This window comes from Crocosphaera sp. Alani8 (assembly GCF_038442745.1).
Classification (GTDB): Bacteria; Cyanobacteriota; Cyanobacteriia; order Cyanobacteriales; family Microcystaceae; genus Crocosphaera.
Window position 1 is genome coordinate 14,009 of the sequence record NZ_JARVCN010000044.1, and the last position, 26,498, is coordinate 40,506.

25 protein-coding genes and 1 tRNA gene are annotated in these 26,498 nt (G+C 38.0%); 18 read left to right on the forward strand and 8 right to left on the reverse strand.

Translation table 11 applies throughout. The features are described 5' to 3' along the window. Nucleotides 1–48: 48 nt before the first annotated feature. Complete coding sequence (locus P9B04_RS03580) at nucleotides 49–819, reverse strand: hypothetical protein (RefSeq protein ID WP_342053626.1); 771 nt, start codon at nucleotides 817–819, stop codon at nucleotides 49–51. A 145-nt stretch (nucleotides 820–964) separates the two neighbouring features. On the opposite strand from P9B04_RS03580, the gene P9B04_RS03585 reads away from it, so the two are divergent. The 3 genes from P9B04_RS03585 to P9B04_RS03595 all read left to right on the forward strand — a co-directional run bounded on the left by P9B04_RS03585 (nucleotide 965) and on the right by P9B04_RS03595 (nucleotide 3,194). Further along, nucleotides 965–1,735 (forward strand): ABC transporter ATP-binding protein, encoded by a 771-nt coding sequence (locus P9B04_RS03585; protein WP_342053627.1) that lies wholly within the window; start codon nucleotides 965–967, stop codon nucleotides 1,733–1,735. A gap of 56 nt (nucleotides 1,736–1,791) precedes the next feature. Beyond that, complete coding sequence (locus P9B04_RS03590) at nucleotides 1,792–3,084, forward strand: ABC transporter substrate-binding protein (RefSeq protein WP_342053628.1); 1,293 nt, start codon at nucleotides 1,792–1,794, stop codon at nucleotides 3,082–3,084. Nucleotides 3,085–3,120: 36 nt separating this feature from the next. Beyond that, nucleotides 3,121–3,194: transfer RNA gene (locus tag P9B04_RS03595), tRNA-Arg, on the forward strand. Nucleotides 3,195–3,260: 66 nt separating this feature from the next. Here P9B04_RS03595 and alaS read toward each other — a convergent pair. Beyond that, nucleotides 3,261–5,900, reverse strand: a complete 2,640-nt coding sequence (gene alaS, locus P9B04_RS03600; RefSeq protein WP_342053629.1) for an alanine--tRNA ligase — start codon at nucleotides 5,898–5,900, stop codon at nucleotides 3,261–3,263. A 242-nt stretch (nucleotides 5,901–6,142) separates the two neighbouring features. Here alaS and P9B04_RS03605 point away from each other — a divergent pair, with 242 nt between their 5' ends. From P9B04_RS03605 to P9B04_RS03625, 5 genes are all read left to right on the forward strand, one after another. Further along, nucleotides 6,143–7,324 (forward strand): PP2C family protein-serine/threonine phosphatase, encoded by a 1,182-nt coding sequence (locus tag P9B04_RS03605; protein WP_342053630.1) that lies wholly within the window; start codon nucleotides 6,143–6,145, stop codon nucleotides 7,322–7,324. Nucleotides 7,325–7,343: 19 nt separating this feature from the next. Beyond that, complete coding sequence (gene cheB / locus P9B04_RS03610; protein WP_342053631.1) at nucleotides 7,344–8,393, forward strand: chemotaxis response regulator protein-glutamate methylesterase; 1,050 nt, start codon at nucleotides 7,344–7,346, stop codon at nucleotides 8,391–8,393. A 17-nt stretch (nucleotides 8,394–8,410) separates the two neighbouring features. Continuing rightward, nucleotides 8,411–8,998: a DUF6272 family protein gene (locus P9B04_RS03615; RefSeq protein WP_342053632.1), complete on the forward strand. Its 588-nt coding sequence runs from the start codon at nucleotides 8,411–8,413 to the stop codon at nucleotides 8,996–8,998. A gap of 64 nt (nucleotides 8,999–9,062) precedes the next feature. After that, complete coding sequence (locus P9B04_RS03620) at nucleotides 9,063–9,407, forward strand: slr1659 superfamily regulator (protein ID WP_342053633.1); 345 nt, start codon at nucleotides 9,063–9,065, stop codon at nucleotides 9,405–9,407. A 5-nt stretch (nucleotides 9,408–9,412) separates the two neighbouring features. After that, the gene (locus P9B04_RS03625; protein WP_342053634.1) at nucleotides 9,413–9,910 is read left to right on the forward strand and encodes a HAMP domain-containing protein; all 498 of its coding nucleotides are present in this window, start codon (nucleotides 9,413–9,415) and stop codon (nucleotides 9,908–9,910) included. 102 nt (nucleotides 9,911–10,012) lie between these two features. On the opposite strand, the gene P9B04_RS03630 is transcribed toward P9B04_RS03625, so the two are convergent. Further along, on the reverse strand, nucleotides 10,013–11,029 hold the full coding sequence (locus tag P9B04_RS03630; RefSeq protein WP_342053635.1) for a diguanylate cyclase domain-containing protein: 1,017 nt from the start codon (nucleotides 11,027–11,029) through the stop codon (nucleotides 10,013–10,015). A 950-nt stretch (nucleotides 11,030–11,979) separates the two neighbouring features. Between P9B04_RS03630 and P9B04_RS03635 the strand changes: the two genes are divergently transcribed. The 8 genes from P9B04_RS03635 to P9B04_RS03670 all read left to right on the forward strand — a co-directional run bounded on the left by P9B04_RS03635 (nucleotide 11,980) and on the right by P9B04_RS03670 (nucleotide 17,402). Then, on the forward strand, nucleotides 11,980–13,635 hold the full coding sequence (locus P9B04_RS03635; RefSeq protein ID WP_342053636.1) for an HlyD family efflux transporter periplasmic adaptor subunit: 1,656 nt from the start codon (nucleotides 11,980–11,982) through the stop codon (nucleotides 13,633–13,635). A 280-nt stretch (nucleotides 13,636–13,915) separates the two neighbouring features. Continuing rightward, nucleotides 13,916–14,284, forward strand: a complete 369-nt coding sequence (locus tag P9B04_RS03640) for a HetP family heterocyst commitment protein (RefSeq protein ID WP_342053637.1) — start codon at nucleotides 13,916–13,918, stop codon at nucleotides 14,282–14,284. 280 nt (nucleotides 14,285–14,564) lie between these two features. Beyond that, a complete protein-coding gene (locus P9B04_RS03645; RefSeq protein WP_342053638.1) occupies nucleotides 14,565–14,801 on the forward strand; it encodes a hypothetical protein in 237 nt (78 codons plus the stop codon). A gap of 157 nt (nucleotides 14,802–14,958) precedes the next feature. After that, nucleotides 14,959–15,294 (forward strand): hypothetical protein, encoded by a 336-nt coding sequence (locus P9B04_RS03650; protein ID WP_342053639.1) that lies wholly within the window; start codon nucleotides 14,959–14,961, stop codon nucleotides 15,292–15,294. Nucleotides 15,295–15,530: 236 nt separating this feature from the next. Continuing rightward, entirely contained in the window at nucleotides 15,531–15,818 is a 288-nt protein-coding gene (locus tag P9B04_RS03655; protein ID WP_342053640.1) for a hypothetical protein, read from the forward strand. Between the two features lie 43 nt (nucleotides 15,819–15,861). Then, nucleotides 15,862–16,023 (forward strand): hypothetical protein, encoded by a 162-nt coding sequence (locus P9B04_RS03660; protein ID WP_342053641.1) that lies wholly within the window; start codon nucleotides 15,862–15,864, stop codon nucleotides 16,021–16,023. Between the two features lie 41 nt (nucleotides 16,024–16,064). Continuing rightward, on the forward strand, nucleotides 16,065–16,346 hold the full coding sequence (locus tag P9B04_RS03665) for a hypothetical protein (protein WP_342053642.1): 282 nt from the start codon (nucleotides 16,065–16,067) through the stop codon (nucleotides 16,344–16,346). Nucleotides 16,347–16,619: 273 nt separating this feature from the next. Further along, nucleotides 16,620–17,402 (forward strand): peptidylprolyl isomerase, encoded by a 783-nt coding sequence (locus P9B04_RS03670; RefSeq protein WP_342053643.1) that lies wholly within the window; start codon nucleotides 16,620–16,622, stop codon nucleotides 17,400–17,402. On the opposite strand, the gene P9B04_RS03675 is transcribed toward P9B04_RS03670, so the two are convergent. The 5 genes from P9B04_RS03675 to P9B04_RS03695 all read right to left on the reverse strand — a co-directional run bounded on the left by P9B04_RS03675 (nucleotide 17,316) and on the right by P9B04_RS03695 (nucleotide 24,764). Next, a complete protein-coding gene (locus P9B04_RS03675; RefSeq protein ID WP_342053644.1) occupies nucleotides 17,316–18,194 on the reverse strand; it encodes a hypothetical protein in 879 nt (292 codons plus the stop codon). The two genes, P9B04_RS03670 and P9B04_RS03675, sit on opposite strands and share 87 nt — an antisense overlap. Before the next feature lie 604 nt (nucleotides 18,195–18,798). Beyond that, entirely contained in the window at nucleotides 18,799–21,888 is a 3,090-nt protein-coding gene (locus P9B04_RS03680; RefSeq protein WP_342053645.1) for an ABC transporter transmembrane domain-containing protein, read from the reverse strand. Between the two features lie 318 nt (nucleotides 21,889–22,206). Then, entirely contained in the window at nucleotides 22,207–22,497 is a 291-nt protein-coding gene (locus P9B04_RS03685) for a hypothetical protein (protein WP_342053646.1), read from the reverse strand. 31 nt (nucleotides 22,498–22,528) lie between these two features. Continuing rightward, nucleotides 22,529–23,887 carry an MlaD family protein gene (locus tag P9B04_RS03690; RefSeq protein WP_342053647.1) on the reverse strand — a complete coding sequence of 453 codons (1,359 nt, stop codon included), beginning with the start codon at nucleotides 23,885–23,887 and terminating at the stop codon, nucleotides 22,529–22,531. Between the two features lie 91 nt (nucleotides 23,888–23,978). Continuing rightward, a complete protein-coding gene (locus P9B04_RS03695; protein WP_342053648.1) occupies nucleotides 23,979–24,764 on the reverse strand; it encodes an ABC transporter ATP-binding protein in 786 nt (261 codons plus the stop codon). Nucleotides 24,765–24,923: 159 nt separating this feature from the next. On the opposite strand from P9B04_RS03695, the gene P9B04_RS03700 reads away from it, so the two are divergent. Both P9B04_RS03700 and P9B04_RS03705 read left to right on the forward strand, forming a co-directional pair. Beyond that, nucleotides 24,924–25,268 carry a hypothetical protein gene (locus P9B04_RS03700; protein ID WP_342053649.1) on the forward strand — a complete coding sequence of 115 codons (345 nt, stop codon included), beginning with the start codon at nucleotides 24,924–24,926 and terminating at the stop codon, nucleotides 25,266–25,268. Nucleotides 25,269–25,498: 230 nt separating this feature from the next. Then, nucleotides 25,499–26,498 (forward strand): transposase (locus P9B04_RS03705; protein WP_342053650.1); only part of this gene is annotated, 1,000 nt, incomplete at its 3' end.

Here is a 26,498-nt window from a genome sequence, read left to right on the forward strand (position 1 = left end):
TGTTTACTTTGTTGTTGATTTGTTATCTGATCGAAGTTTTGGCGGTTTCTAACTGTAATAAAAATCGAAATCTTTTAATGCCAATAACCTTTCCTTGTTCAAACGATAATGATATCCTAATCTTCGTTGTAATTTTTCCCAGGCGGTTTTTTTAACAATTGTGGAAGCATCGATATGTTGGGCTATGCGATTGAGGGTTTCCCAATCTCTGCTTTTTTTGGGTTGCCATCCTGCCTGAAATGCGGCTATTCCAATAGTAATTCCCTCTCCCGAGTGAATTCCGTTTAGTTCTAAATATCGACCAATTTTTCCCCAATTTTCTAAAAAAATCTTTGCTTGACTATCTTGGTTAGAAACCATGAGAATAGACTCTCCAAAGTAACTAACGTCATCGAGATTTATTTTTAGTTTTTCGGCTACTTTTTTGACAACACTAAGTCTATCAGGTCGGTATTTAGTAATGTGTCCGATAAGATTTTTATGCACTCCTTGAATACCTGAAAAATCATCTATTTCCCTAGGTATTGGCTCATTGAACCGGGTATCTGCATCTATAAAAATTGCCATGTCAAACCTAGACAAAGCAAACTCAAAGACAAATCTCTTATCGTTATAGCAATGCAAAATTCCCTGTTGTTTTTGATGATAACTAATCACATTCGGACAATCTTTAAAATCTTTAACCTCATCGGTTCCAATTACTATTCTAATTCCAGGAGCATATTTTTCTAAATCACGGGCTAAGTCTTTACTCATCTTCCGATAAGGAGGATTAAAAGCTAAAGTACAAAAACAAAAATTTTTACTTTTTTGATTCATAGAATTAATAAACCCCTAAACTAAAATCAATTATCTAATAAAGATTATTGGCAAATGATAGATTAATCAAAACATCATTATTTATGATATCTTAATATGTTAAAACTTAACCTTGTTGTTTTGAAAATGGTTCTTAGTTACCTCAATGACTGATTCTTCCTCTATTATTCTTGATGCCAAGCAACTGTCTAAAAGTTTCGGTGGTTTAAAAGCTGTCAACAATGCTAACATACAAGTACAACAGGGTAGTATTACCGGCTTAATAGGACCCAACGGTGCCGGAAAAACCACTCTATTTAATCTTTTGTCTAATTTTATTCGTCCCGACGGGGGAGAGGTCATTTTTGACGGGGAACCAATTCACCATTTATCCCCTCACAAAATCGCCTTACAAGGTTGTATCCGTACCTTTCAAGTGGCCAGGGTACTATCCCGTCTCACCGTCTTAGAAAATATGTTACTCGCTACCCAGAAACAAACCGGCGAACATTTTTTACAACTTTGGTTAAGACGAAGACAAGTTAAACAAGAAGAACGAGAAAATAGGGAAAAAGCCCTTAATATTTTAGAATCCGTCGGATTGATCGAAAAATGCCACGACTACGCCGGCGCATTATCTGGGGGACAGCGTAAACTCCTGGAAATGGCCAGAACTTTGATGACTCGTCCTAAACTAATTTTACTGGACGAACCAGCCGCAGGGGTGAACCCCACCTTAATTGGAGAAATTTGTGATCATATTAACACTTGGAATAGAGAGGGAATTTCTTTTTTAATTATTGAACACAATATGGATGTGGTAATGTCTTTATGTAATCACATTTGGGTATTAGCAGAAGGAACTAATCTAGCTGATGGAACTCCAGCCGAAATTCAACAAAATTCTCAAGTTCTAGAAGCTTACCTAGGAGAGTAATCTAAATTCTTTCTCCTCAATATCATAATAATCAAGCTGTTATCAATCATAAAACAATGAGTAGATTAATCAATCGGAGTAAATTAATTTTATGGGGATTTCTCGGCTTAATGCTCAGTTTTCTCATTAGTTGCAATAGCGGTCAATCTCCTACTACTAGTCAAGAACTAGAATTTTGGACAATGCAACTGCAACCCCAATTTACACCTTATTTTACAGAATTAATCCAAAAATTTGAACAGGAACATCAAGGAGTTAAAATTCGCTGGGTTGATATTCCGTGGTCTGCTATGGAAAGCAAAATTTTAACTGCAGTTTCTGCTAATACTGCGCCAGATGTAGTTAATCTTAATCCTAATTTTGCAGCTAAATTAGCCAGTCGCAACGCTTGGTTAAATTTAACGGAAAGTGACTATATTTCTTCTGAGGAAAAACAAGAGTATTTACCCAATATTTGGGAAGCTGGAACTATTAATGATATTAGTTTTGGACTCCCTTGGTATTTAACCACACAAATCACTATTTATAATCAAGAATTACTGAAAAAAGCGGGTATTGAAACAGCACCTAAAACCTTTGCAGAATTGGTTGATGTTGCTGCTAAATTAAAGGAAACAACTGGTAAATACGCTATGTTTTTTACCTTTGTACCTGGAGATTCTGGAGAAGTTTTGGAGTCGTTGGTACAAATGGGAGTTACTTTACTCGATCAAGAAGGGAAAGCTGCATTTAATAGTCCAGAAGGCTTAAAAGCGTTTCGTTATTGGGTAGATCTATATCAACAAGAATTATTACCTCCAGAAGTTTTAACCCAAGGTCATAGACACGCCATCGATTTATATCAATCAGAAGAAATTGCCCTATTATCAACCGGTGCAGAGTCATTTCCAACAATTATAAAAAATGCTCCTACCGTTGCTGAAATTTCTGCAGCTTCCCCTCAAATTACAGGAGAAACTAACAAAAGAAATGTGGCAGTTATGAACTTAGTTATTCCTAAAAATACTGATAAACCTCAAGAAGCGATCGAGTTCGCTAAATTTGTTACCAATACAGAAAATCAATTGGCTTTTGCTAAACAGGCTAATGTTTTACCCTCTACTATAGAAGCAGTAGAAACTTACATTAATGAGCAGGAAAGTTCAACAGAAAATACCGAATTATCACAAGCGATCGCAGTTAGTGCAAAACAATTACAAGATGCTCAAATATTGGTTCCTCCCCAAGATAATATCAACCAATTACAAAAGATTATCTATGAAAATTTACAAGCTGCTATGCTAAAGGAAAAAACAGTAGAACAAGCATTAGAAGATGCTGCCGATGCTTGGAATAATCTTAATAACTGATAACTGTAAACTCGGGTATAATAAATGGAGGTAAATGGGGCTGTGGCTCAGCTGGATAGAGCAAGCGCCTCCTAAGCGCTAGGTCGCCGGTTCAAATCCGGCCAGTCCCGTTGAATGGGAAAATTTTTTAGTATCCACTGAACCTTATAGGGTGGACATTTACCACCCAACTCTATTTATTGTAAGCCTTCTTTTAACTGTTGTTTAGCAGTTGATAAAGCCTCAGATAACTTACTAGGATCTCTTCCTCCTGCTTGGGCTAAATTGGGACGGCCGCCACCACCACCACCGCATATTTTAGCAATTTGACCGATAAATTTTCCTGCCTGTAGTTGCTTCTCTTTATTGACTTTTTTACTAAAAGCTGCTACTAAGCTAACCTTTCCTTCTGAGGGAATAGAACCCAAAATAACCGCCCCTTCCCCTAGTTTTTGTTGTAACCTTTCCGCAGCAGTTTGTAAAGCTTTTGCATCCATTTCTCCCATGTCTGAAACCAAAAGTTTAAACTCACCAATAGACTCTGCTTCGTTTAATAATTGATCAGATTTTGCTATGGCTAAGTCTTGTTTAACCCCTTCTAATTCTTTCTGAGTGGTTTTCAGTTCAGACTGTAGAGAAGTGATCCGATCGCTGATTTCTTCTGGTTTAATCTTAAAGCGATCGCAGAGATCCTTAACCACAGTTTCCCGAACTTTCAAGTATTCCAAAATCCCAGGGCCAGCAACAGCTTCGATACGTCTTACTCCCGAAGAAATACCGCTTTCCGACATAATTTTAAACAAGCCAATTTCTGCTGTATTTCTAACATGAGTTCCTCCACACAATTCCATAGAAACTCCAGGTACATCGATCACCCGAACTTCTGCCCCATATTTCTCCCCAAACATAGCGATTGCACCTTTTTCCTTGGCGGTTTCTAGGGACATTACTGTGGTTTCTGTATCGTGCGCTTCAGCAATCCAGGTATTAATTAAACTCTCAATTTCTTGTAACTCTTCTGGTGTGATAGAACGAGGACAATTAAAATCAAATCTGAGGCGATCAAAAGCAACTAATGAGCCAGCTTGAGAGATAGAATTATCAACCACTTTCTTCAAAGCTGCTTGTAATAAATGGGTAGCCGTATGATTAGCTTGTACCCGACGACGACAAGCACGATCGATGGTTGCATTAACAGAATCATTAACTGCAACTTCTCCCCTTTCTACGCGGCCAAAATGAACAAAAATTCCTGATTCTTTCTGCACATCATTAACACGAATCACTAAATTTTCTCCCGTCAAAAATCCACGGTCGCCTATCTGTCCTCCCGATTCTCCGTAAAATGGAGTCTTATCTAAGACAATCTGAATCTCTGTTCCTGCCTCTGCATTATTAACAGTTTTACCCTCAACTAAAACTGCTTCCACTTTAGCCGTAGATTGTAATTCTGTATAGCCTAAAAATTCTGTAGGATGGATATGTTCAGCCAATTTATCCAAGCTTCCTTGTACCGTTAAATCTATAGTTTCATGGGCAGCTTTAGAGCGTTCTTGCTGCTGCTTCATCTCCGCCTCAAAACCTTCAATATCTACCGTTAGATTGCTTTCTTCTGCTATTTCTTGGGTTAGTTCTAAAGGGAAGCCAAAAGTATCGTACAGCGTAAAAGCATCCACTCCAGAAATTTGACCGCCTTTTTCCGTTTTCTCGATAATTTCAGCGAGTAATTTTTCTCCTCGCTCTAAGGTTTTTAAGAAAGTGGCTTCCTCCCGTTCTAATTCAGCTTTAATAAAGCTTTCTCTTTCCCTAACCTGGGGATAAGCTTGTTCAGAAAGTTGGATAGCAGTTTCTGCAACTTGGTTGATAAATTTTCCATCAATTCCGATTAAACGACCATGACGAACGACACGACGAATTAAACGACGTAAAACATAACCCCTATCTGTATTTGATGCAGTAATATTGTCACTAATCATGTGAACTACAGAACGAACATGATCCCCAATTACTTTTAAGGAAACCTTATTTTTTTCCGTTGTTTTTTGGTAATCAATATCAGCAACTTTAGCTGCCGTTTCAATAATTGGAAAAATAAAATCTGTTTCATAATTATTAGGAACTTTTTGTAATATTTGAGCCATCCTTTCTAAACCCATTCCTGTGTCAATATTTTTGTTTTGTAATGGGTTCAAATTGCCGTCAGCATCTCGGTTATATTCCATAAATACCAAGTTATAAAACTCGATAAAACGGGAATCATCTTCTAAATCGATATTTTCCTCTCCTAGTTCCGGATGAAAATCATAATACAATTCCGAACAAGGACCACAAGGACCGGTCGGCCCAGCTTTCCAAAAATTATCTTTTTCTCCCATACGTATAATCCTTGTGGGGGGAAGACCAATTAATTCTTGCCAAAGTTGAAACGCTTCATCGTCTTTTTCAAAAACACTGACAACTATATTTTCTGGAGGTAATTGATAAACTTTAGTAGATAACTCCCACGCCCATTTTATAGCTTGTTCTTTGAAATAGTCCCCAAAACTAAAATTCCCCAACATTTCAAAAAAAGTATGATGTCTAGCAGTACGTCCCACATTCTCGATATCATTTGTTCTGATGCACTTTTGAGAAGTGGTGGCCCGAGGAAAATCCGACTGCTTTTGTCCCAGGAAAATCGGTTTAAAAGGAAGCATTCCCGCAATTGTCAGAAGTACGGTGGGATCTTCGGGAACTAAGGATGCACTGGGCAAAATTTGGTGAGTGTGTTGGGCGTAAAATTGCAAAAAACGATCTCGTATTTGATGTCCAGTCAAAAAAGGTGCAGTGGTAGTCATGACAGTGTTCTCTAGTTTCGGTTTATTCTTAGTCTAGAATTTTTTTTGCCTTGATGATTCGTCATCGGGGTGTATCCACCAAAATCGACCCCATAAAATAGAAAGGCACGTTTAGGTTATTCTATAGAGAGGATTTGATCGCAACAAACGTTGTTTAACGGTGAACCTCTTTAAACACCGTAAAAACTGAAGTGGGTTAACCCCCCAATATCATAACTCGATGCTCCTCATAACCCCCTATAATGACCGAATCTCCTATTGTTGTTCTTTTAATTGATGATCAACCCACCATTGGCGAAGCGATTCGCCGTATGTTGGAGACAGAAACGGACATAATCTTTCACTATTGCCCTCATCCAACAGAAACTTTAAAAATTGCTAAAGAAGTCCAACCCACGGTTATTTTACAGGATTTGGTCATGCCTGATGTGGAAGGATTGATGCTGGTAAGGTTTTTACGGGCGAAAGACGCACCAACCCACGACATTCCTTTAATTGTTCTTTCGAGTAAAGAAGAACCTCTGGTAAAAGCAGAGGCGTTTCAATTCGGGGCTAATGATTATGTAGTCAAATTACCGGATAAAGTGGAGTTAATCGCCCGTATTCGTTACCATTCCGCCGCCTACAACAACCTTCTGAAACGTAAAGAAGCAGAAGAAAAACTCAAAGAAGAAAACCTCCGTCTGAGTGCAGAAGTCGAGATTACCCGTCGCTTGCAACAAATGATTCTCCCAAAAGCTGACGAATTAAAACAAATCAAAGGGTTAGACATTGCTGGTTTTATGGAACCTGCAACGGACGTAGGAGGGGACTATTACGATGTTTTAAATCATAACGGCCGGGTCAAAATTGGGATTGGTGATGTCACTGGTCACGGTTTAGAAAGTGGTGTGGTGATGATTATGGTGCAAACCGCCATCCGTACCCTAATGACTCATAACGAAGCAGATCCCCTCAAGTTTTTATCCGTTATTAACCGCACTATTTTTGACAATGTAGAAAGAATCAACTCAGATAAAAATTTAACCCTATCGTTGCTCGATTATGAAGACAATTGTCTCCGGTTGAGTGGTCAGCACGAATCCTTAATTGTAGTGAGAAAGGGAGGAGAAATAGAGATTGTGGATACCATTGATTTAGGATTTCCCGTGGGTTTAGAAGAAGACATTAGCGATTTTTTGGGGGAAACAGAAATCTTATTGAGTCAGGGAGATCTAGTGATTCTCTACACCGACGGGATCACCGAAGCAGAAAATCCAGCCGGAGAAATGTATGGTTTGGAACGTCTATGTGAAATTGTTAGTCAAAATTGGGAACAATCAGCACAGGAGATCAAAACGGTTGTCATCGATGATGTCAAACAACATATTGATACACAAACCGTCTATGACGACATTACCCTACTGGTAATTAAGCAAAAATAACCCTGTTAACAGCACCCCAATGAGGATTGCAATTGTAAATCATACAGTGATGGTCGTAGAAATTCTACGAAGCATTATTACATCAGTCCCCGGCTACCGTATCGCCTGGGTTGCTTCTGATGGCAAAAGTGCGATCAATCATTGTGCTGCGGATACCCCGGATCTTATCTTAATGGACATGACTATGCCCAAAATGGACGGGGCCCAAGCTACTAGGGTGATTATGCAACAGCACCCCTGCCCAATCATCATCGTAACGCCTGATATCAAGAAAAATTCGGCTAAAATCTTTGAAGCTATGGGTTATGGAGCTTTAGATGTGGTTCGCCTGCCTGTTATGGCTATTGCAGAACACGAACAAGTCTATGAAAATTTGTTAAAAACCATCGCTTCTGTCGGCATTGTCACTGGAATCGTTTCCCCTAGACGATCTCTTTCCCAATCAAAAACCAGCAACTACAAATCAGTTTCTCATAAATTATCCTATCCCCCGCGTCATTTACCCCCATTGATCATTATCGGTGCTTCTACTGGAGGACCCAAAGCTTTAGCGACTATTTTAGGAGCATTACCAGCCAATTTCGAGGGTAGTATTGTGATTATTCAGCACCTTGATTTCCAATTTTCCTCCGGACTGGCGAAATGGTTGGACGAACAAAGCCCTCTATCGGTAATTTTGGCTTCTGAGGGGGATGATCTCGTAGCAGGTAAAGTTTTATTAGCAGGAACCAACAATCACTTAATCTTACGTCCCAATTTAACGCTAACATACACTAGGGAGCCTCACAATTATCCCTATCGTCCCTCTATCGATGTGTTTTGTGAGAGTGTGGATCAATATTGGAGTCGGAAAGGGATTGCTGTATTACTGACGGGTATGGGACGGGATGGGGCAACGGGACTAAAAAGATTACGTCGCCGAGGGTGGCATACCATCGCTCAAAATAAACAGAGTTGTGTTGTTTATGGAATGCCTAAAGCCGCTGTGGAAATGAACGCAGCCAGAGAAGTGCTGTCTTTATCAGAGATTGCATCGACCCTGATCAAGCGAATCACACATATTCCTTAATTAGCAAACATTAAACCATGAAAAATTCGGAAATTTACGGCGATTTTGAAGAACATCTACCAGACAGCGATCAATTTTTGGTGATTAGTTTTTCCCCCTCTTCTATTCCTTTAAAACAACGATGGCGTAACAATGGTTTATCGGCGGATTTTGTGGCGGATTACTTAACTACTTTTTTCCCTGCTAATGAAGAAGACCCGAGTAGCGTTGAACGGCAAAAACAACTCAAAGGTGCTGTTAGTTATATTGCGAATGAACTCTTAGAAAATGCTATGAAATTTCACGATGAGAATGTAAATAGCACTATCAAGTTTGGTATTCATTTATTGAATGAAACCATTGTTTTATTCTCTAGTAATTGTATTTCCCCTAAACAATGGCCAAAATTTCACACTATTATTAATGACCTAATAAACAACGATCCTGAAGATTTATACATAACACAAATGGAAAAGTTAGCAGAGGATGAAAATAGTACTGCTTCAGGGTTAGGATTGATTACAATCTGTTGTGATTATGGTGCTAAACTAGGTTGGAAAATTGATATAAATCCCGAAAAAAGCACCACTATGACAATTAACACTATGGCAAAATTAGGGGTATAAACTTTTGAACCCTAATGTTTCAATTTCACACTTTTACACTACTTAAGGAGTAATTAATTAAATTATGGAAATCAAAACTAATGACTATTCTGTTACCTATAATCCTGAAACTATTACTGTCAGCTTTCAGGGTTCATTAAGATTAGGTGGTAGCGAGGAATACACTCCTATTGTTGACTTACTCAATGAAGCGGCAAAGAATGAGCCTGAAATCGTCACCCTGGATTTGAAAGAACTAGAGTTCCTTAATAGTTCTGGAATTAGTATGCTATCAAAATTTGTGATTAACATTCGTAAGAAAAAAACTAGTTCTATTACGGTAAAAGGTTCTAATGCTATTCCTTGGCAGGGGAAATCTCTCAAAAATTTACAAAGATTAATGCCTACTTTAATACTAGAATTAGAATAAATATTATGATCAACAATCAACTATCAGAAGACCAATTAATTGAGCATAATCAATCCCTTCAAAAAGAAATTGAAGAATTGAAAGACGAGCGAGTAGATTTAGAAATTATGCTCGAAACTATTACAGAACACTCAACAGATTTAGAAAACGAAATCTATGAAAAAAATCAAATTATGTTGAAGTATTTAGAACAGGTTAAATTGATCACAGAAGCTGCTGCTGCTGTGGAATCTGAGTCTTTTACCATTAATAGTCTCGATGAAGTTTCAGCTCGCAAAGATGAATTAGGTCAACTGGCCAGAGTATTTCAACATATGGCCAAACAGGTGGAAATTCGAGAAACCAAACTTCGTCAACAAGTTCTAGAATTAAAGATTGAAATCGATCAAAGTAAGCAGGCCAAACAAGTAGCTGAAATTGTACAAACAGACTCCTTTAAAAATCTCAAACAAAAATTGAAACGTTTAAAAAATGCTCGAAAAAATGGTGCAAGTAGCCCATAATTCCCTTGCTTGACCTGATCTCAATGCAAGGGAATTGAGGGATAATTCACTCATATCAAATCAATAGACATATTCCATAACTCCAGAGCATTTACACTAGAGTTATTCTATTATTTGCCTATTTAGTAATGCTTTTTGAATCAGACTCTGAGGGGTCAATTCCTGCTTAGGTATAATACTAGCAGTTCCTATACAAATCCTGATGGTATTAAATTCATCAAACTGATTGAAATTTTTTTTCCAAGCAGTAAACCACTTCATAAATCTCTCGATTACACATTGAACTCCTTGGATATGAGTATTCGGTAAAACAGCCACACATTGGTCATCATCGTATTGTCCTATGAAATCTCCTGTGCGTTTTAAACTATCAGCTAACCCATAACCCACTTGCTGAATTAGTTGATAGACTAAAAGTTCTTCATAGCTACTATTTTGTGTGTCAATTTTACATATAACTAGGGATAAATACTGTTCTGCGCGCAACATTCTGCGCCATTCTTGCTCCAAATAATCATTAAAATCAAAAGGGTCATAAATTTCACCAGATGGGCATATTTTATCTTTTTTAACACTTATAAAGTCTAAGAAATCCGATTGATAAAATAGAGATAGATTAGCTGTTGTTGCAGTATTGTGGTTAATTTCGTCGTCATTTGTCAGTTCTGGCGGCTTGTTTTGGTTGTCTTTGAGGAGTTGTTTAGCAAAAGAAAATGTAATTGTTTGACCTTGCTTTGCTTTTATTAAAGCCTGATTCCGAACTTCTTGGGGAGTCGAAGGAGCAGCTAATACATAGAGAGCAGAAGGAGAAATTTCTACCTCTTCTAAATCATCTAGACAGAATCTTTGACTAACGTGCATAAACTTATTGGCAGCAGAAACACTCCAATCAAATTCTGTCTTTAACCAAATCCTAAACTCTCCATGTTTTAATTGTTGTTTGATTTGGCATAAATTATAACCAATAATATAGATATCCTGAGCGCACCGACGTAATCTATTTTTAATATCAACAGTTAATTCCTGAATGCGATCTCGTAATTGTGGATTTAATCTTTGATAGTTAAAGGTTGTGATATCAGGATTATTAGATATTGAATTAACTTTATTTTTAATCATTGTAACCTATCTTAATATTTAAGCGATGGTGCAATTAAGTTCTTAATGTAATCTCAAATTGGATAGTCTACTTCTACAAAAGATACGAAGTAGTTTAAGTTAGTTTTATGAAGATTCAAGAAGCTTTTTTCTGATAAGAGTAAGTTCCTAAAAGCTTCCCTAACTTTAGGTATCACATTAAGATTTACTTAGTAAATGGTCTTTAAAACAGCTATCAATAATAGCAACCTTATAATATAAGTGGATATATAAATTGGCTACTATTGCTTGCTCAAAACATTTATAAATGAGGATTACATTGAGCAGGTTAGGGGATTAGGGCAAACCAAAAATATCCGTTATTCTCAACGAATAAAACCACAATAACACAAGTGAGACATAAAGTTATTATATTTTTGTCAAGAAATTTTTATTTTCGTGAAGTCGAACTAATTACCAAATCATTGAGAAATATATGATTTTAAAGCTGATAAAAAATATGTATCCTTTAATCTTTGTCAAGTTTTATTAATGATTTTTAATGCAATATGGATAGTTTATACCTCACTGATTGTAGATATCACAGTTACGAAAATGTATAAAATTTACACTTATGATAATCAGGAATAACTTGTATGATATTTTTTTATATTCTGATTTAAAATAGCATAAAAACTTATACATTTTTTCTTGTTAAAAAGTAAAAAATAGTAAATAAAAATATATTTATATTTTCTTAAACTTGACAATTAAAATTACATAAGATATTCTTTTTAGAGAACAAAACCCTTAGTTTTATTCTAATCACTTCAAAAATTTCTTCAAGCTTTTTGCTAGAGTTGTTCCCTATTTTTTCCATGTGGCGTAAGCGTCAATAATAAAAAAACGTCATTGAATAATGAACGTTTATTTCAATCAATCTTACTAGATTTTTTTGAAAAAATGTCGATCAAATTCATAATGGATTAGCTATGTCAACCTACTCAAATTCAACAGAAAAATTATTATTTGAGGGTTCAGATAAACAAAAAAACCCTCTATCCGTTAACCATAAAGACCAGAAAAATTTTACTAACCCTGAAAATACCAACAAAATTTATGGGGGAGTTAGCAGCACCCTGGAACTGCCCCAAACCCCTTATAAATCAGCCCCCGTATTCCAATCACCTCAATTTACAGAAGACACCCAAAACTGGTCTTCCTCCGTACAAAACCTGTTAGATCAACCTCCTGCCAGCCTACCCCAAAAGTTTATTATGGGGGGAATGGTGTTCTGTATTGCCTTCGGAGCCTGGGCGTGGTTAGGAACCTTAGAAGAAGTGGGTACAGCCCAAGGAAAATTGGTACCAGAGGGAGAAACCTTTAAAATTCAGCCAGTTGAACTGGGCAAAGTCATCGATATTGCCGTAGAAGAAGGACAAGAGGTCAAAGCAGGGCAATTATTAGTGGAACTCGATACCGAATTAGTGCAAAAAGAGATTAATCGCTATCAAGAGATGATTCGAGTTTATAAGACCGAATTAGGTCAAAAACAGACCTTGCAACAAAGAATTCAACTAGAAGCTAAAACCGATGCAGCCATTGCATCAGCCGAACTAGAAGCCCAGCAAGCGGCGATCGCTCATACTCGAGAAAAGATCACCACAGTTCGTCAATTATTGGCTCAACAACGAACAGAAGCTGCCGCCTATCAGTTACGACAAAAACAGTTACAACCCCTAGATACCATTGCTCAACGGCGACTCAATCAATTGCAAGCTGAGAAAACTGCCCAACAAGAACGGATCAACCGACTGAAACCTCTAGAAGAAGAAGGAGCTATTTCCCGAGAATATATCTACGAAGCTGAACAAGCTTTGAGAAATACAGAACAACGTTTAACCAGTAGTCGACTACAAGAAGTTACTCAGGCAAACGAACAAATGTTTCAAGCAGATCAAGCATTGCGGGATCTTCAATCTCGAATCACTGAAAATCAAGGAGAACTATTTGTTGCTCAAACAACCGTTGAAAAGTCCCAAGCTGAATTAACTCAGAAAAAAGCTCAAGCTCAACGGAAGCAATTAGAAGCCATCCAGAGAATTCAGCAACTGGATGTAGAAATGACCCAACTAAAAGGGAAAATAGCAGAAAGTAGAAATTTACTAATTGTTGCCCAAAGTAAACTTCAACACAGTTATCTCAAAGCCCCCATCAGTGGTACTGTTTTATCTCTCGATCTCAAAAACATTGGTGAAGTTGTCGAAGCAGGAGAAACCGTTGTCGAGATTGCTCCCCATAATGTACCGCTAGTGGTGTCTGCAGTTCTACCGGACGAGGAAGCAGGTTTTGTCAAACTAGGAATGGACGCACAAGTTAAGCTAGATGCCTACCCATATCAGGATTATGGGGTTATTACCGGTCAAGTTACCGCAATTTCTGCTGATGCTGAATCAGACGAAAAATTAGGTGAAATCTATCGTGTGGAGATTGAACTAGAACAAGATCATATCCTAAAAAATCAAGAAGTGATCGCCTTTAAACCGGGACAAACGGTAACAGCAGATATCATCGTTCGTCGCCGTCGCATTATTGATGTTTTACTCGATCCCATCAAAAAAATGCAAAAAGATGGACTCAATCTTTAAAAGCAGTTCTCGATGGAATCTATCACTATTTTTTCAACACGCAGAGTACAGAAAACCCAAGTTTCAAATTAGGGAATTTGTAGAACTCTGCGCCACCAAACTCACAGTAGGAAAAGTGGGACAGGTAGATCGAGTTGCTTTGCTTTAATTAGACATCGTTCAATTAAAACCACTCAAGTTTGTGGTTTGAGCCGATGGTAGATTAATTTAATAGTTCCCAACATTAACTTATTTATTTTGTTGTCCACCCAGTTACAAAAGTTTAAGAGAATTTTTTATCATGTCTCAATCCCTTTATAACCAGAAAAATCAGCTAACTAAAAGCATGACCGAGCAGCAGTTTGAAGAAATTGTTGGTGCCATTGTAGCAGGTAAGTATTCCTGGGCTTGTGTCTTAATTTTACAAACGGCTGGTTATAATCCCCTACATTATATTCCTTATCGTACCTATAATCGTTTACTCAAAGATAACCGATTGAAAAAAGAAAATAGTGAACAACAGAAGACAAATCAACTATCTTCAAAAAGTTCTGTAGCAAGAGGTCAAAACTCCACACAAATGAGGAAGATAAGTTATGTAGAATCTTTAGATAAGTCAGAATCAAAGATTTTAGGTAATTTAGGGTGTGAGCAAATGATCGGCAGATAAGATTCACTCTAAAATGACTACAAATAATTGAGTATTTGATTTTAAAAATACTCAACGTAAAAAATAAAGGTTTGCTAACTTTATTGACAAGCCTTTATCTTTTGCTGTTTCAAAATAATGTTCTATGAATACTTTACTTGTTTATATATGTGTCAAAAATAAATTAGATTAACTGCCAAATTGGCAACAAACACTTTGATAAATTGTTTATCTTAAATATAGGAAGAAAAACAAGTCTTCCACAATTTAATCTTCAAGCAAATTAACGAGGAAAAAACTCATGAAAATCTCTGATATGATCTATCTCGAAACTGTTGAAGCTAATGAAGTCCAAGGTGGATTTTTACCAATTAATTTTGCCCCTCCTTCAGCCACAGCTTTTAGTGATGCTTTTAGTGATGCTTTTGGTCGTGGTTTCTCTCAAACCTGGACTTTCACTGATACTGACACCACCGCAGACATCGGAGCCAAAACCTCTTCCTCCGTTGCTCAATCCGCTGCTGCTGGAGAAGTATAATTCAAAGAGAGATTTCTAAAACTTTTAGAAGTCTGATTTTAGGGATATTACTTAGATGAAAAACAAGCTTTTTTAGCTTTTAATATCTAAAATTAGTTATCTTATAATATCCCTAGTTTTTCAAAATTTATTCCAAAGACCTCTGGAGATTCTTTTTATGATGAATAAAATCTCTGGAGGATCTTTGGTTGTTTTAGTTTCTAGTAAAAAGGAGATGACCATGATTATTGACAATTTAGAGTATGAGGAACAATTTAAGCCAAGAATCGTAATTTTTGGCGGTTTTAATAGTTCCATTCCTCTTCAGATATTTCCACAAGAAAAGTTTTTGGATGGTAAGCAAGTTGCCTATTCTGAAGTTTCCTATGGTTCCACAGCCAGTGGTATTCGTTCTGCTATGACAATGCTCTTAGATTTTAGTCAAAGCACGGAACAAGTTGCAGAAGGTTTTGTCTCCAGTTCCTCTTCATCTATTGTTTCGCTCTCTGAGTAATTAAAAGAATTAAGGAACTCTCAAAATTTTCAAAATATTAAACTATTTCAGTGTTGCCATGAGGAATAATTATTGCCATTGTGGCAACACTCTTTTCTTTTTTATATGTATCTTGATAATTGAAGATAAAGTTATCCAACTAACCAGTAAAACGGCAGACTAATTAAATATTTTTTTGCCTTTATTGTTAGAGAGACAGCTTTTATTGACCAATTTTGTTTAAAGAGATTAGAGCAATGATTATTACCGATTTAGAACATATTAATCCTATTTCCGAAGTCGAAGGTATCCACGGAGCATTTTTTGAGCGTCTAATGCTTACCTCGGACTTGACTTCAACCCTACTAGATAGTGCTTTTAATACAGGCGTTGGCTTTTCCTTCAATATGAATAATGTTGATTACTTAACATTAGGAGGAGTTGGTTCTTCTGCTGATATTCAACAAGAGTATTTATCAACTGCTGTGGGAACTTCTCGTATTTCTTCTGGAAAATTTAGCCTAATCCAGTTTTCCTTTGGTTAATTGTATATGTTTATAGTTTATGTCACGTTTGAAGGAGACAAAGATGAAAATTACCGATCTAGAACATTTAGGAAATGTTACAAAACCCGAGCCAACGGTTCAAGGTGGTTTTATCAATTTCGAGGCTTTTTCTTTCGCCGAAGCAAAAGGAAGTAAGATAGCTTGGACTTGGACAAATACCTACACAGTTGCAATAGCACTCTAATTTTTTTGAATCCTATGTACTAAGTTTCAAGGAGTAATTTGATGAGTCAATTAAGAATAAAAGACTTAGATTTTCACGAGGAGACAATCCTCACCAAGGAAGAAATTAGGGGTAGTTTTCGTTTTACTAATTCTTCTTTCAGTAATCCGGCTTCTGGCTTCTTTGATGTACAGTTCCGTTCTAGTCAATCATCTATGATTGGGGAGTTATCCGGTGAAGCGGGGGCGGCGTTTGGTACTGCTATAGCCGTAGCCCTTGGCAGGAACATCAACATTGAGATAGAGGCAGGAGTATTCTCAGAGAGAGGAGTATTCTCATTTTAAATGAGATACTAACCACCCCGTTCAACGAGAGCATCCTTGCATTGCGCTTAACAACCCTAGCACTTTTTCATCGATCTATTCATGAGAGGATGTTCTTTATCTTCAGAAGGCGAAGGATAATGGGTATAGGGAGACTATCAGCTTTTTAAGCAGTAGCTTGTAGTCCCTAGTCCATAACCTTCCCTATCTTTTACTTTATCAATTTTATGCCAATCAGTTCTTTGAACAATTACTTTTAGACAATTAGCTGATGGAAATATTATCTAATATGACATGACTAACAATTTGATCACCTCAATTGAAGTTGAAGAGATTATTGATCATCTAAAAAAAAATTTACAATTTAAAGAAACTTGTCACAAAATCCTTCAACAAAGAATAATTCAGCGAGCTTCTGAGCAAAGAAACCTAACGGTTACAGATCACGAAATTCAAACAGAGGCAGATAAAATACGTCGTGAAAAACGACTGGAAAAAGCCGTTGATACTCTAGCTTGGTTAAATAATCAACTGATTACCCCCGATGACTGGGAATCAGGGATTAGAGACGATTTATTACGGCACAAACTAAGTAAAAATCTCTTTGATCAAGAAGTCAAAAAAACGTTCCAGCAGAATTTGTTTAATTTTGGTCAAGTTCTGCTTTATCAAATTATTGTGCCTTACGAAAAATTGGCTTCAGAAATTTTTTACCAAATAGAAGAAGAAGAGATGAGCTTCTATCAGGCAGCACATCTTTATGATGTTGATGAAAAACGGCGATTACAGTGTGGTTATGAGGGAACGATTTACCGGTTTAAAATTTCGTCAGAACTCTCACCAATGATATTTGCCGCTAACCCAGGAGAAGTTATTCCTCCATTCAAAACAGAACAAGGCTATCATATTATCATGGTGGAAAAATTTATTAAAGCCCAATTAAACGAGGAAATTTATCAACAAATTATTGAAAAAATGTTCGACGAATGGCTATTTAATGAATTGAATTATTTGTTTCATAATTCTGGAGAAATAAGCACCCATACCCCCGCAGCACAGCAAGAGGAGCAAAGCTAATCGGTTGGAGGGTTCCGGAATTTTTCGACAAACCCCTATCTCATTAGCACCAGCGGTACAAGATTCAACCACTGCTACTAGGTTTAATTCTGTTTCTTCTTCAAAGAATTGTTGGAACACTCCTGTAAACTCAACACGAGTGCTTTCTTGATCACCCTGTTCAAGTATGATTTCTTCTTGATAGTCCATTAAATTAAAATTAGAACCCATTTCAGTGCGGAAAAAATCCCGATTGAATCGAGGATCTGGATTTGTGTTGACAATACTGATCATGTCAACCACAGGCCAACTATTCCCACTCAAGCGATCAAAAACATATAAAGACATACCACCAAAACTGCTTGAATTACCCACTGGCCAAGTGTCCACAAAATTTTCTAAATAAAGAGAACCTTCTGTTCTAAATTCAAAGAAATTCCCCGCAGTAATAGGAAATGTCCCTAGGAAAATTGAGGATAGATTGGTTTCTACAAAGTATTGCGGACCGGTACCAAAGCTAATGGTTTCCCAGCTACCCTCGGCAAAAACCGTGGTGTCTTCAGCGAAAAAAATTGTCTCTCTATCGATTTGATTTTCGGCAAATCCTTCCTCAGCAACGGCGATCGCTTCAACGTCGTTAATAACCCCCACCCCTAGAGGAAATTGATTAAAGTTATAGATAGCTAAGTCGATTTGAGACGTACTCGTAAAAGTAGAAGCATAACTCGGTAAACAGTTTATTATCGAGCCAACCGCGACTAATGGTGTTATTAAAGTTCGTAATGTTTCAGAAATTATTGCAGTTTTTTTCATTGGCTTTTCTCATGAGAATGCGATAGAAAACTCCATGGTCATCTATTAATATATCTTTCAACTAATTTTATGAATTAATTGCTTAAAATTTTGTTTGACGGCCTTACAAGAGTTATCTATCAACTTAATATTTGATTAATGTTTCTGTGATTCAAACTATCAGTTTAATTTTAAGATTAAATAACGCTATAGGGTTATTAATTTTTGTCAAATTTTTGCTCGATTACGATAATAAGTAGTCCGACATAAATAAAGCTCACTGTGTAAGTACAGCAGTTTTCGACTTAGTGAGCTATAGCAATTTTCTTATGCATAGATTACAAACTCAAAGAAAAATAGTCCCCACACTTCCCACCCCTCCCTGTTACTGAGCGAAGTCGAAGTACACTCCCCACCCTCACTAAACCGAGATTTTGATACACCCAATTGAAAACTGCTATAAGGCTTGAGGCAGGAGGCAGAAGGCAGGAGGCAGGTGTGAAATGTACTTTAATAACTGGCAAAGTTCCGTATTTGTCAACATAGCTGTAAGCTAACTCCTAACCCCCACACCCCGCACTTCATAAAACAGGTGCAAGATGTGAGGAGAAAAAAGTCAGAAAAATCAACAATTGAGTTGTTGTTCAGCTAAATGAGCGTAAATACCTTTCATTGCTATTAACTGTTCATGGGTTCCCTGTTCCACCAAAATGCCCTTATCCAGTACAAGAATGCAATCAGCGTTGCGTACTGTCGAAAGACGATGGGCAATAATAAAAGTGGTACGGTTGCGACACAGACGGCTAAGATTTTCTTGAAATCTCCGTTCAGACTCCGTATCTAAGGAACTGGTAGCCTCATCTAGAATAAGAATGGGTGGCTTGCCTAATAAAGCACGGGCGATGGCGATGCGCTGTCTTTGTCCTCCGGATAGATTCATTCCTCTTTCTCCCACCTTGGTGTTATATCCCAGGGGCATACTCTGAATGAAAGCATGAGCTTCTGCTAGTTGAGCAGCCTTCACCACTTGTTCTAGGGTAAATTCGGGACGGTGTAAGGTAATATTCTCAAAAATTGTCCCAGAAAATAAGAAACACTCTTGAGGAACTACACCCAGTTGACTGCGTAAAGATTGGGGAGAAATATGGTTAAGATCGTGTTCATCCACACAAATGCTTCCTGAGTCTGGGATATAAAGTCCTTGCAGTAGTTTTACTAAGGTCGTTTTTCCTGAACCACTGCGTCCGACAATAGCTACTGTGTCCCCCGATGGCACCTCAAAGGAAATATTTTGCAAGGTGTTGCGTTCCTCGTCAGGGTTATAACAAAAGGTCACATTGTCAAATTTGATATGTCCCTGCAAAGGTGGTAACTGCAACTTGTGCTGACTGGGTGTTTCTTCGAGTTGACTATCAAAAATATCATTCAGTCGTTCCACAGAAATTAACACCTCTTGCAGTTCGTCCCAAAGATTGGCCAAAGAGAGAACTGGGGCAATTACTTTGCCAATCATCATATTAAAAGCGACAAATTGACCAATAGTCAGTTGATCCTGAATCACCAACGTTGCTCCGTACCATAACAAAGCTGTAGTCCCTACAGAGTTAATTAAACCGCTAGCTGCTTGTAGATTAATACCCAATTTTTGACTACGAAAACGGGCGTTGAGATAATTGGTGAGACGATCTTCCCAACGCCAGCGTAATTCTCGTTCTGTTGCAGTTGCCTTAACCGTTGCTACCCCTGTAATGGTTTCCACTAAAGCGGAGTTTTGTTCTGCAGAACGATTAAAAACATCCCTAGAGACTTTTCGTAATAAAGGGGTTGCCGCCAAGGTTAGTAACATGATCGGTGGAATCAAAGCAACAATCAACAAGGTAAGTTGCCAGTTGTAATACAACATCAACGCCAAATAGACAAAACCCATCAAAAAATCTAACCAAGCTAACACCACTTGATTGAGCAAAAATCGCTGGATTTTCTGATTTTCGTTCACCCGTGTGATAATGTCTCCCACATGACGGGATTCAAAAAATTTCAGGGGAAGCAATAATGCATGATTAATGAAACCCCCAATCATAGTTAGATCCAGACGGTTAGACAGATAGCTGAGTAGATACTGTCTAACTCCAGATAACAAAACACTCCAAACTCCGAATAGTAGAACCCCTAAAGCAAAAGCATTTAAGGTGCTTACACTTTTGTTCACTACCACTTTATCGAGGATAATTTGGGTAAACAGGGGTGTTACTAATCCAAATAGCTGAATCAGTAAAGAAGCGAGAATAACTTGTATTCCCAAGGTTCGATAGGGTAAAAGTAACCTCAAAAATCTCCCTAAAGACCGTTTTTCCGTGGGAACTTCGTTTAAACCTTCTGTGGGGTTGAGCAATAAACCGTATCCTGTCCACCCGGTAATAAATTCTTGACGAGGTATTAAACGCTTACCCTGAGCGGGATCGGCAATAAGTAAACAATCCCCTTTAACCCGATATACAACCACATAATGATCTCCTCGCCAATGAGCGATCCAAGGATTTTTCTCTTCTATTAAACGGTTTAAACTGGCCCGTACTGGTCGAGCTTGATAACCCAAATTTTCGGCAGCTTTAGCCAAATTTTGTAAAGAAGCCCCCGATCGCCCCACTTTTGCTAAATCTCGCAAAAAGTTGAGACTGACTCTTTTTCCCCAATATTGACTAATCATGGCTAAACAGGTTGCACCGCAGTCTGCTGAGCTTTGTTGTTCAATGAAGGGATAATTTTGCCATAATTGTCTGGGTTTTTTTAGGGGTTTGGGAAATTCCACCGTCGATGATTCTGAGTCAGGGAAGACAGGTATGGCCAGTGATTGAGGAGCAAAGGAATTAGGTATGATCGGAATGGAATGACCATTTTGTTTGGCTGGAATCAGTGGGGTTTGGCTGGGAATATTGGGGGAAGCATTGGGAGAAAAGGGTAAGTTATGAGCGATCGCTCTAGCTTCATTCCAGTCTTGTTTGAGAATTTGATAGACTTCGAGGTCTGTTTGAGAAATCCAGTTAGTAGGAATTTCCTCTGGATAGCCGAAAGAAGCACCGATTTCTAGAGAAGAATTTTCAATCACTCCTCGACGCAACCAAAAGCGACTGGGTTCTTTTGTGATTAACGAACTCAAACCCTTTCCCTTGGGAATTCGTTTTTCTTGGATATAGGGTGACAGTTGTTTTAGTTGTTGACTCGATAGTTTTCCCAAGTCCCCAAATAACTTGAAAAAAATCAACGTTTGTCTTTGTTGCGCAATGGTAGACCAGTGACTTTCTAATTCTGGTAACTGTTCTAAATAGGGTTGTAATTGAGCAAGAGAAATTTTACCCACTTGCACAGGTACGGAACCAACAGCGATCGCACTATAGGGCAAACTTGTTTTCTTTTCTAACTCATCTCCCCCAAAAATGTCTCCTTCCTTTAGTAAGTCAATGGAGACATCTCTTTTTTTAGCTACCTGAAAACCGACTAACCTAACTTGACCTCGACAGATAATGTACAAATTTTGCCCATTATGTTCAGTCGTCTCAGGAAACGTTGTAATTTCATCTCCGAATTTACACTCTCTGATTTCAAAGGTTTTGGCTAAGTCCACTCCTAATTCTTGGGTGGGAATAATAGCTTGAATCGTTTGTAAAATTGCACGCCACGATGCACTGCCATTTAAAGTGTTCTTGTTACTATTCATTTTCTGAAAATCACCTAATAATGAAGATAAATGGTGTTTTGGATGTATAGTTGTCAATTGTTAACATCAACTTAACATCGCCAAAAATTCGTCTGTAGTTAGGAAACTTTTAATTAACACTGTAGCTGGCCCAGTAAATCCACCTAAGTATAAATGTAATGTTCTTATTTAAACCCAAAATTGAACCAGTAGAGGTGTTGCGATGTATAACTTCACATATTACCCAAAAATTAATACACAAAACTACAAATTTGAGTTCGGTGTTATAAAAAATTCAGTAGATCACAAAGTTAGTTTGAGGCCAGCGATCGCCTTACCTTAGATCATATCCACATATTCAAATATGTACCCATGACCAAGTTCTTCTTTAATTTGTTGAAATATACACAGTCCTTTTCTTCTAAATGCTTCTCTTTCTTCAGATGTAGAAAATCCCGAAGATTTTGGGTCGCTCATGTTAAGAATCGAGTCATAAATCTCAGTCCATCTGGTGAGCATCAACTTTAACTCATCAGAGATCTCTAGCTCTTCGGGTTCAATAAACGTTGCATTTTCACAGTCCCAGAAAGGCGAAATTCCATACTCAAGTGCTACCACAATAGTTTTCATCTGAATACTGCTAAATGGTAACTGATAACTGTTATCTCCTTTCACTACTGTTAACTGGGGTTGGAATCACATTTGTTTGTATTTTGGGTGTAGGTTTTTGAATAGTTAGAGGTTTGTTTGGCAACCTAGTAGGGGTTTTTTGTGCGGGGGAAAAAGATTTTAAATTTTGTTGTGGCAATAAGCTATATTCAACCTGAGCAGAGAAAGATTCCACCAGTTGTCCGATATAAACCTGTTGTTCTAATTGTTCTGTATGAGCTACTAAATTACCAAGTCCATCGATTAGCTTACGAATATTATTTCTAAAACTGGGATCTCCTGTTAACTCTTCTACATCAGATGTGATTTTTTGGGTATTTTCAAAGGTGACACGAGCAGAATCTAAGGTTTTTTGAATTGTTAATAATACTTCTGGATCGTTAAGAGATTGAGATAAATTTTGTAAGTTTTCTGCGGTTTGGGCTGCATTGGTCATCAAAAGTTCGAGATCATTGGCCAGTTGTCTCATATCAATTTCATCGATCCCTTGGTTAACTCGATCGACGGTTGTATTAAAATTCAATGCCAATAAACGCACCTGATCGCTAGTCTTTTCAATGCTACTGAGGGTATTGACAATATTACCCCTATTTTCGGAAACCAACCCATCCAGATTACTAATTAAATTGGCTGCGCTGCTAAAAGTTCGATTGATATTGGCGCGGTTTTCTCCAACCACTGTATTTACATTGACCATCAATTGTGACGCATCCCTAGCGGTTTGCTCTGCACTACCGATAAGATCGCTCACTCCACCAATTTCCCTCTGTGCAGCCTTGGATAACTGGGCGATCTCTTCGGATGCTTTGGCGGTGTTTCTGGCGGCTGCGTTGATATTACCCACAAACTCGGGATCGCTATAAGCGTTGCTCAAACGGGTCAACGCTTCCACTAACTGCGATCCTGTTTCCCCTCTAACTTTATCGTTGTTACAGAGAATTTGCCCGGAATCAGCACAGTCTTGACTGGTGGGATTGATCGCTAAGGCCTCTTCGGACAATTCTTGGGATGGGGTAATATCCACAGAAGCTTCTCCAATTAAACCAGAACGGTTAATCTGGACTGTTGAATCTTTGGGAATTTGTAATTCGGTGGAAGAAATTTCTAGGGCCACGGTTACCCCATTACTACTGGGTTGTAGCCCCAAAATTTTCCCCACAGCTACCCCCCGATAACGGACGGGGGCCCCTATTTGTAGGCCGTTAACATTTTGGAATTCTGCAAAAAATTGATAGGTTTTTTGGCCGAGAATTCCTCCCCGTAACCAAACCACTAAACCCCCAAAAATAATTAAACCAAAGAGTGCAAATAGCCCGACTGAGCCTTCTTGAAGGGTTCGCATCCGTAACATAGTTTTGCCTCACACTTCTTCTAGATGAAGATTTTCTGTATTCCCCTCTTACCATAACTTAATCAAATTCAGTTGGGAGGGATAATTATGATTAATCAATGACTCGAATGGGACCTTTAACGCTCGCACTAAAGAACTGTCTGACAATGGGGTTAGCTGTTTCGTCGATTTCGTGGACTTTTCCTTCCCATTGAATTTTGCCCCCGTACAAAAAGATCACCCGATCGGCCGTGCGTCGAATGGTACTGTCTTGGTGGGATACCATAACGTAAGTATCGCAACCCCCTGGGGCCTTCTGTAAACGTCTTACAAGGTCTTCTATCACCGTAGATGAGATGGGGTCTAGTCCGGCGGTTGGTTCGTCGTAGAGGACGATTTCGGGGTCATCTAGGGGATCTTCTGGGTTAGCAATGAGGGCGCGAGCAAAACTAACTCGTTTTCTCATCCCCCCTGAAAGTTGGGAGGGGTAGCGATCGCTCATTCCCTGCAAACCCACCATAGCTAGTTTATTTTCTACTAATTCCCGAATGCGAGTGTGGGGGAGTTTAGAATGCTCGTAGAGAAAAAACCCTACGTTTTCGTCCACGGTAAGGGAGTCAAATAGGGCTGCTTGTTGGAAAACTAGGGCGATACGCATGGGTTGATGACCATCTTCGATGATCCCTTTTCTCCGTTTTCCTTTGATGTAAACTTCTCCTGCATCCAGGGGTAATAATCCGGCGACTAGGCGCAGAATTGTGGATTTTCCTGTCCCTGACGGACCAATGATAACTAAGGCTTCCCCTCGGTAGATGGTTAGGTCAATTTCATCTAAGATGGTATAGCCGCCAAAGGCTTTGGAAACTCCTCTAAGTTCGATTAATGCTTCTTTTCCCATAGGTTGACAGTTTCGATAATTTCTAACGATCTGCTTTATCTTAAAAGATTCTCAGATAAGGCCATTAACTCTTATTTTTAACTCAGAATTTAATCATTTGCTTTTCAGGTAAGGCTCCCATACTAACAATAACGAAACAAAGCAATGGAGTTCTTAATCATGAAAGGCTTAATTATTACTGGTTTATCTTCTCTCTTATTAGGTGGGTTTTTCGCTCCGGTTAATGCCAATGAAACAGTAGCAGTTATGTCCACTATGGAACAAAATCGAATTGCTTATGTATCCCCTGTTAATTTAGTAAGTCATGGTAGAGGTGGAACATTTCGTGAACAAGGAATTCCAGGTTATGTACGTTTTAGTTTAGCTGTAAAATCTGGTAAAGTTGACGCTGAATCTTTGGTTGAAGCCGCTATTCAAGCAGGCCTTTTATCTGCTGAAATACTCAATGATGCTGCTTATTTATCTAGTGTTAAATTTGAATTATCTCAGTTAGACAATGATTAATTTTTAAATGTTATTTTGCGGCCACTGTAACAGACTAATGTTTTTCTAATGCATATTCCTACTATTTTTAGCGGATTGAAAATAGTAGGATTTTTCTATTTATCCCTATTCCTCAATCAAGAAAAAGAAAGGTAAAAAATTAACAAAATAAGAAAAGAAATATAGGCATTTCAAAGTTTATCGGTTTATCTATTTTTATGGTAAACTCATCTAGTGAGTTTTTAAGGTCAATGAAACAAGTCTTAACCTTAGTTATCAAGCTTCAACCTAACCCTGAACACAATCAATTATTAGATGATACTGCTCAGGCGTTCGCAGATGCTTGTAACTACATTAACAAAACTGTTAAACGTAATTTGACCAATAGAAACTCAATCCAAGCTGTATGTTATCAAGATGTTAAAGAACGTTTTGGTTTGACAGCTAATCATGTTGTTAGAGCTTGTGCAAGGGTAGGAGCTAATCGTTTAACGGCTAAGCAGAAAGGTAGAAAAGTTAAAGCTTCGACTACGCTCAGCTTTAACACCGAGCGAAGCCGAGGTGTTAAAAAATTTAAACCTACGAGCTTTGACTGTGATACTCGTACTTTTCGGTTTATTGAGACTGGTTATTTAGCTAGTATTAGTACAACTGGGAAACGAGCTAAAATTCCTATGAGAGTAAGTAATTACCATATAGGAAAACTATCAGGACAAAACCTAACATCAGCACAAGTCTGTCAGCACAAAGATGGTGATTGGTATGTGCATATTCAACTAAAATCTGATGCTCCAAAACCTATTAAAGCTGATAACGTTATTGGGGTAGATTTTGGGAGACGAGACATAGCAGTTACCTCCACGAATAAATCATGGTCAGGAAAAGAAATTCAAGAAAAACGAGATAAATTTAATCTTATCAGAGCTTCTTTGCAGAAAAAAGCGGATGCGACCCCGCGCCGTCGCACGGCGCAAGGGAACGCGCACCAAGCAGCATCCCAAGGCACAAGATCAACACGGCGTAGATGTCGTCAGATTTTGAAACGGTTATCGGGACGAGAAAGAAGATATCAGGCATGGATTAATCATAATATTAGTAAAGCTATTATTGACGAGGCTAAACAAACTCAATCCTTTGTATCCATTGAAGATTTAACAGGTATTCGAGAACGAACTAATCAACAACCAAGAAATAAAACTGAAGCTTCTCAAAAAGTCTGGGGGGACTCGCCGAAAGTTAGGGGACAAAGAT

Coding starts and splice junctions, on each gene's coding strand:
- P9B04_RS03660 (WP_342053641.1), top strand. CDS start 15,862: ATGAAAATTACCGATCTAGAACATTTAGGAAATGTTACAAAACCCGAG.
- P9B04_RS03685 (WP_342053646.1), bottom strand. CDS start 22,497: ATGAAAACTATTGTGGTAGCACTTGAGTATGGAATTTCGCCTTTCTGG.
- P9B04_RS03635 (WP_342053636.1), top strand. CDS start 11,980: ATGTCAACCTACTCAAATTCAACAGAAAAATTATTATTTGAGGGTTCA.
- P9B04_RS03615 (WP_342053632.1), top strand. CDS start 8,411: ATGAAAAATTCGGAAATTTACGGCGATTTTGAAGAACATCTACCAGAC.
- P9B04_RS03585 (WP_342053627.1), top strand. CDS start 965: ATGACTGATTCTTCCTCTATTATTCTTGATGCCAAGCAACTGTCTAAA.
- P9B04_RS03620 (WP_342053633.1), top strand. CDS start 9,063: ATGGAAATCAAAACTAATGACTATTCTGTTACCTATAATCCTGAAACT.
- P9B04_RS03690 (WP_342053647.1), bottom strand. CDS start 23,887: ATGTTACGGATGCGAACCCTTCAAGAAGGCTCAGTCGGGCTATTTGCA.
- P9B04_RS03665 (WP_342053642.1), top strand. CDS start 16,065: ATGAGTCAATTAAGAATAAAAGACTTAGATTTTCACGAGGAGACAATC.
- alaS (WP_342053629.1), bottom strand. CDS start 5,900: ATGACTACCACTGCACCTTTTTTGACTGGACATCAAATACGAGATCGT.
- P9B04_RS03675 (WP_342053644.1), bottom strand. CDS start 18,194: ATGAAAAAAACTGCAATAATTTCTGAAACATTACGAACTTTAATAACA.
- P9B04_RS03590 (WP_342053628.1), top strand. CDS start 1,792: ATGAGTAGATTAATCAATCGGAGTAAATTAATTTTATGGGGATTTCTC.
- P9B04_RS03640 (WP_342053637.1), top strand. CDS start 13,916: ATGTCTCAATCCCTTTATAACCAGAAAAATCAGCTAACTAAAAGCATG.
- P9B04_RS03670 (WP_342053643.1), top strand. CDS start 16,620: ATGACTAACAATTTGATCACCTCAATTGAAGTTGAAGAGATTATTGAT.
- P9B04_RS03625 (WP_342053634.1), top strand. CDS start 9,413: ATGATCAACAATCAACTATCAGAAGACCAATTAATTGAGCATAATCAA.
- P9B04_RS03630 (WP_342053635.1), bottom strand. CDS start 11,029: ATGATTAAAAATAAAGTTAATTCAATATCTAATAATCCTGATATCACA.
- P9B04_RS03645 (WP_342053638.1), top strand. CDS start 14,565: ATGAAAATCTCTGATATGATCTATCTCGAAACTGTTGAAGCTAATGAA.
- P9B04_RS03680 (WP_342053645.1), bottom strand. CDS start 21,888: ATGAATAGTAACAAGAACACTTTAAATGGCAGTGCATCGTGGCGTGCA.
- P9B04_RS03650 (WP_342053639.1), top strand. CDS start 14,959: ATGATGAATAAAATCTCTGGAGGATCTTTGGTTGTTTTAGTTTCTAGT.
- P9B04_RS03605 (WP_342053630.1), top strand. CDS start 6,143: ATGACCGAATCTCCTATTGTTGTTCTTTTAATTGATGATCAACCCACC.
- cheB (WP_342053631.1), top strand. CDS start 7,344: ATGAGGATTGCAATTGTAAATCATACAGTGATGGTCGTAGAAATTCTA.
- P9B04_RS03700 (WP_342053649.1), top strand. CDS start 24,924: ATGAAAGGCTTAATTATTACTGGTTTATCTTCTCTCTTATTAGGTGGG.
- P9B04_RS03695 (WP_342053648.1), bottom strand. CDS start 24,764: ATGGGAAAAGAAGCATTAATCGAACTTAGAGGAGTTTCCAAAGCCTTT.
- P9B04_RS03655 (WP_342053640.1), top strand. CDS start 15,531: ATGATTATTACCGATTTAGAACATATTAATCCTATTTCCGAAGTCGAA.
- P9B04_RS03580 (WP_342053626.1), bottom strand. CDS start 819: ATGAATCAAAAAAGTAAAAATTTTTGTTTTTGTACTTTAGCTTTTAAT.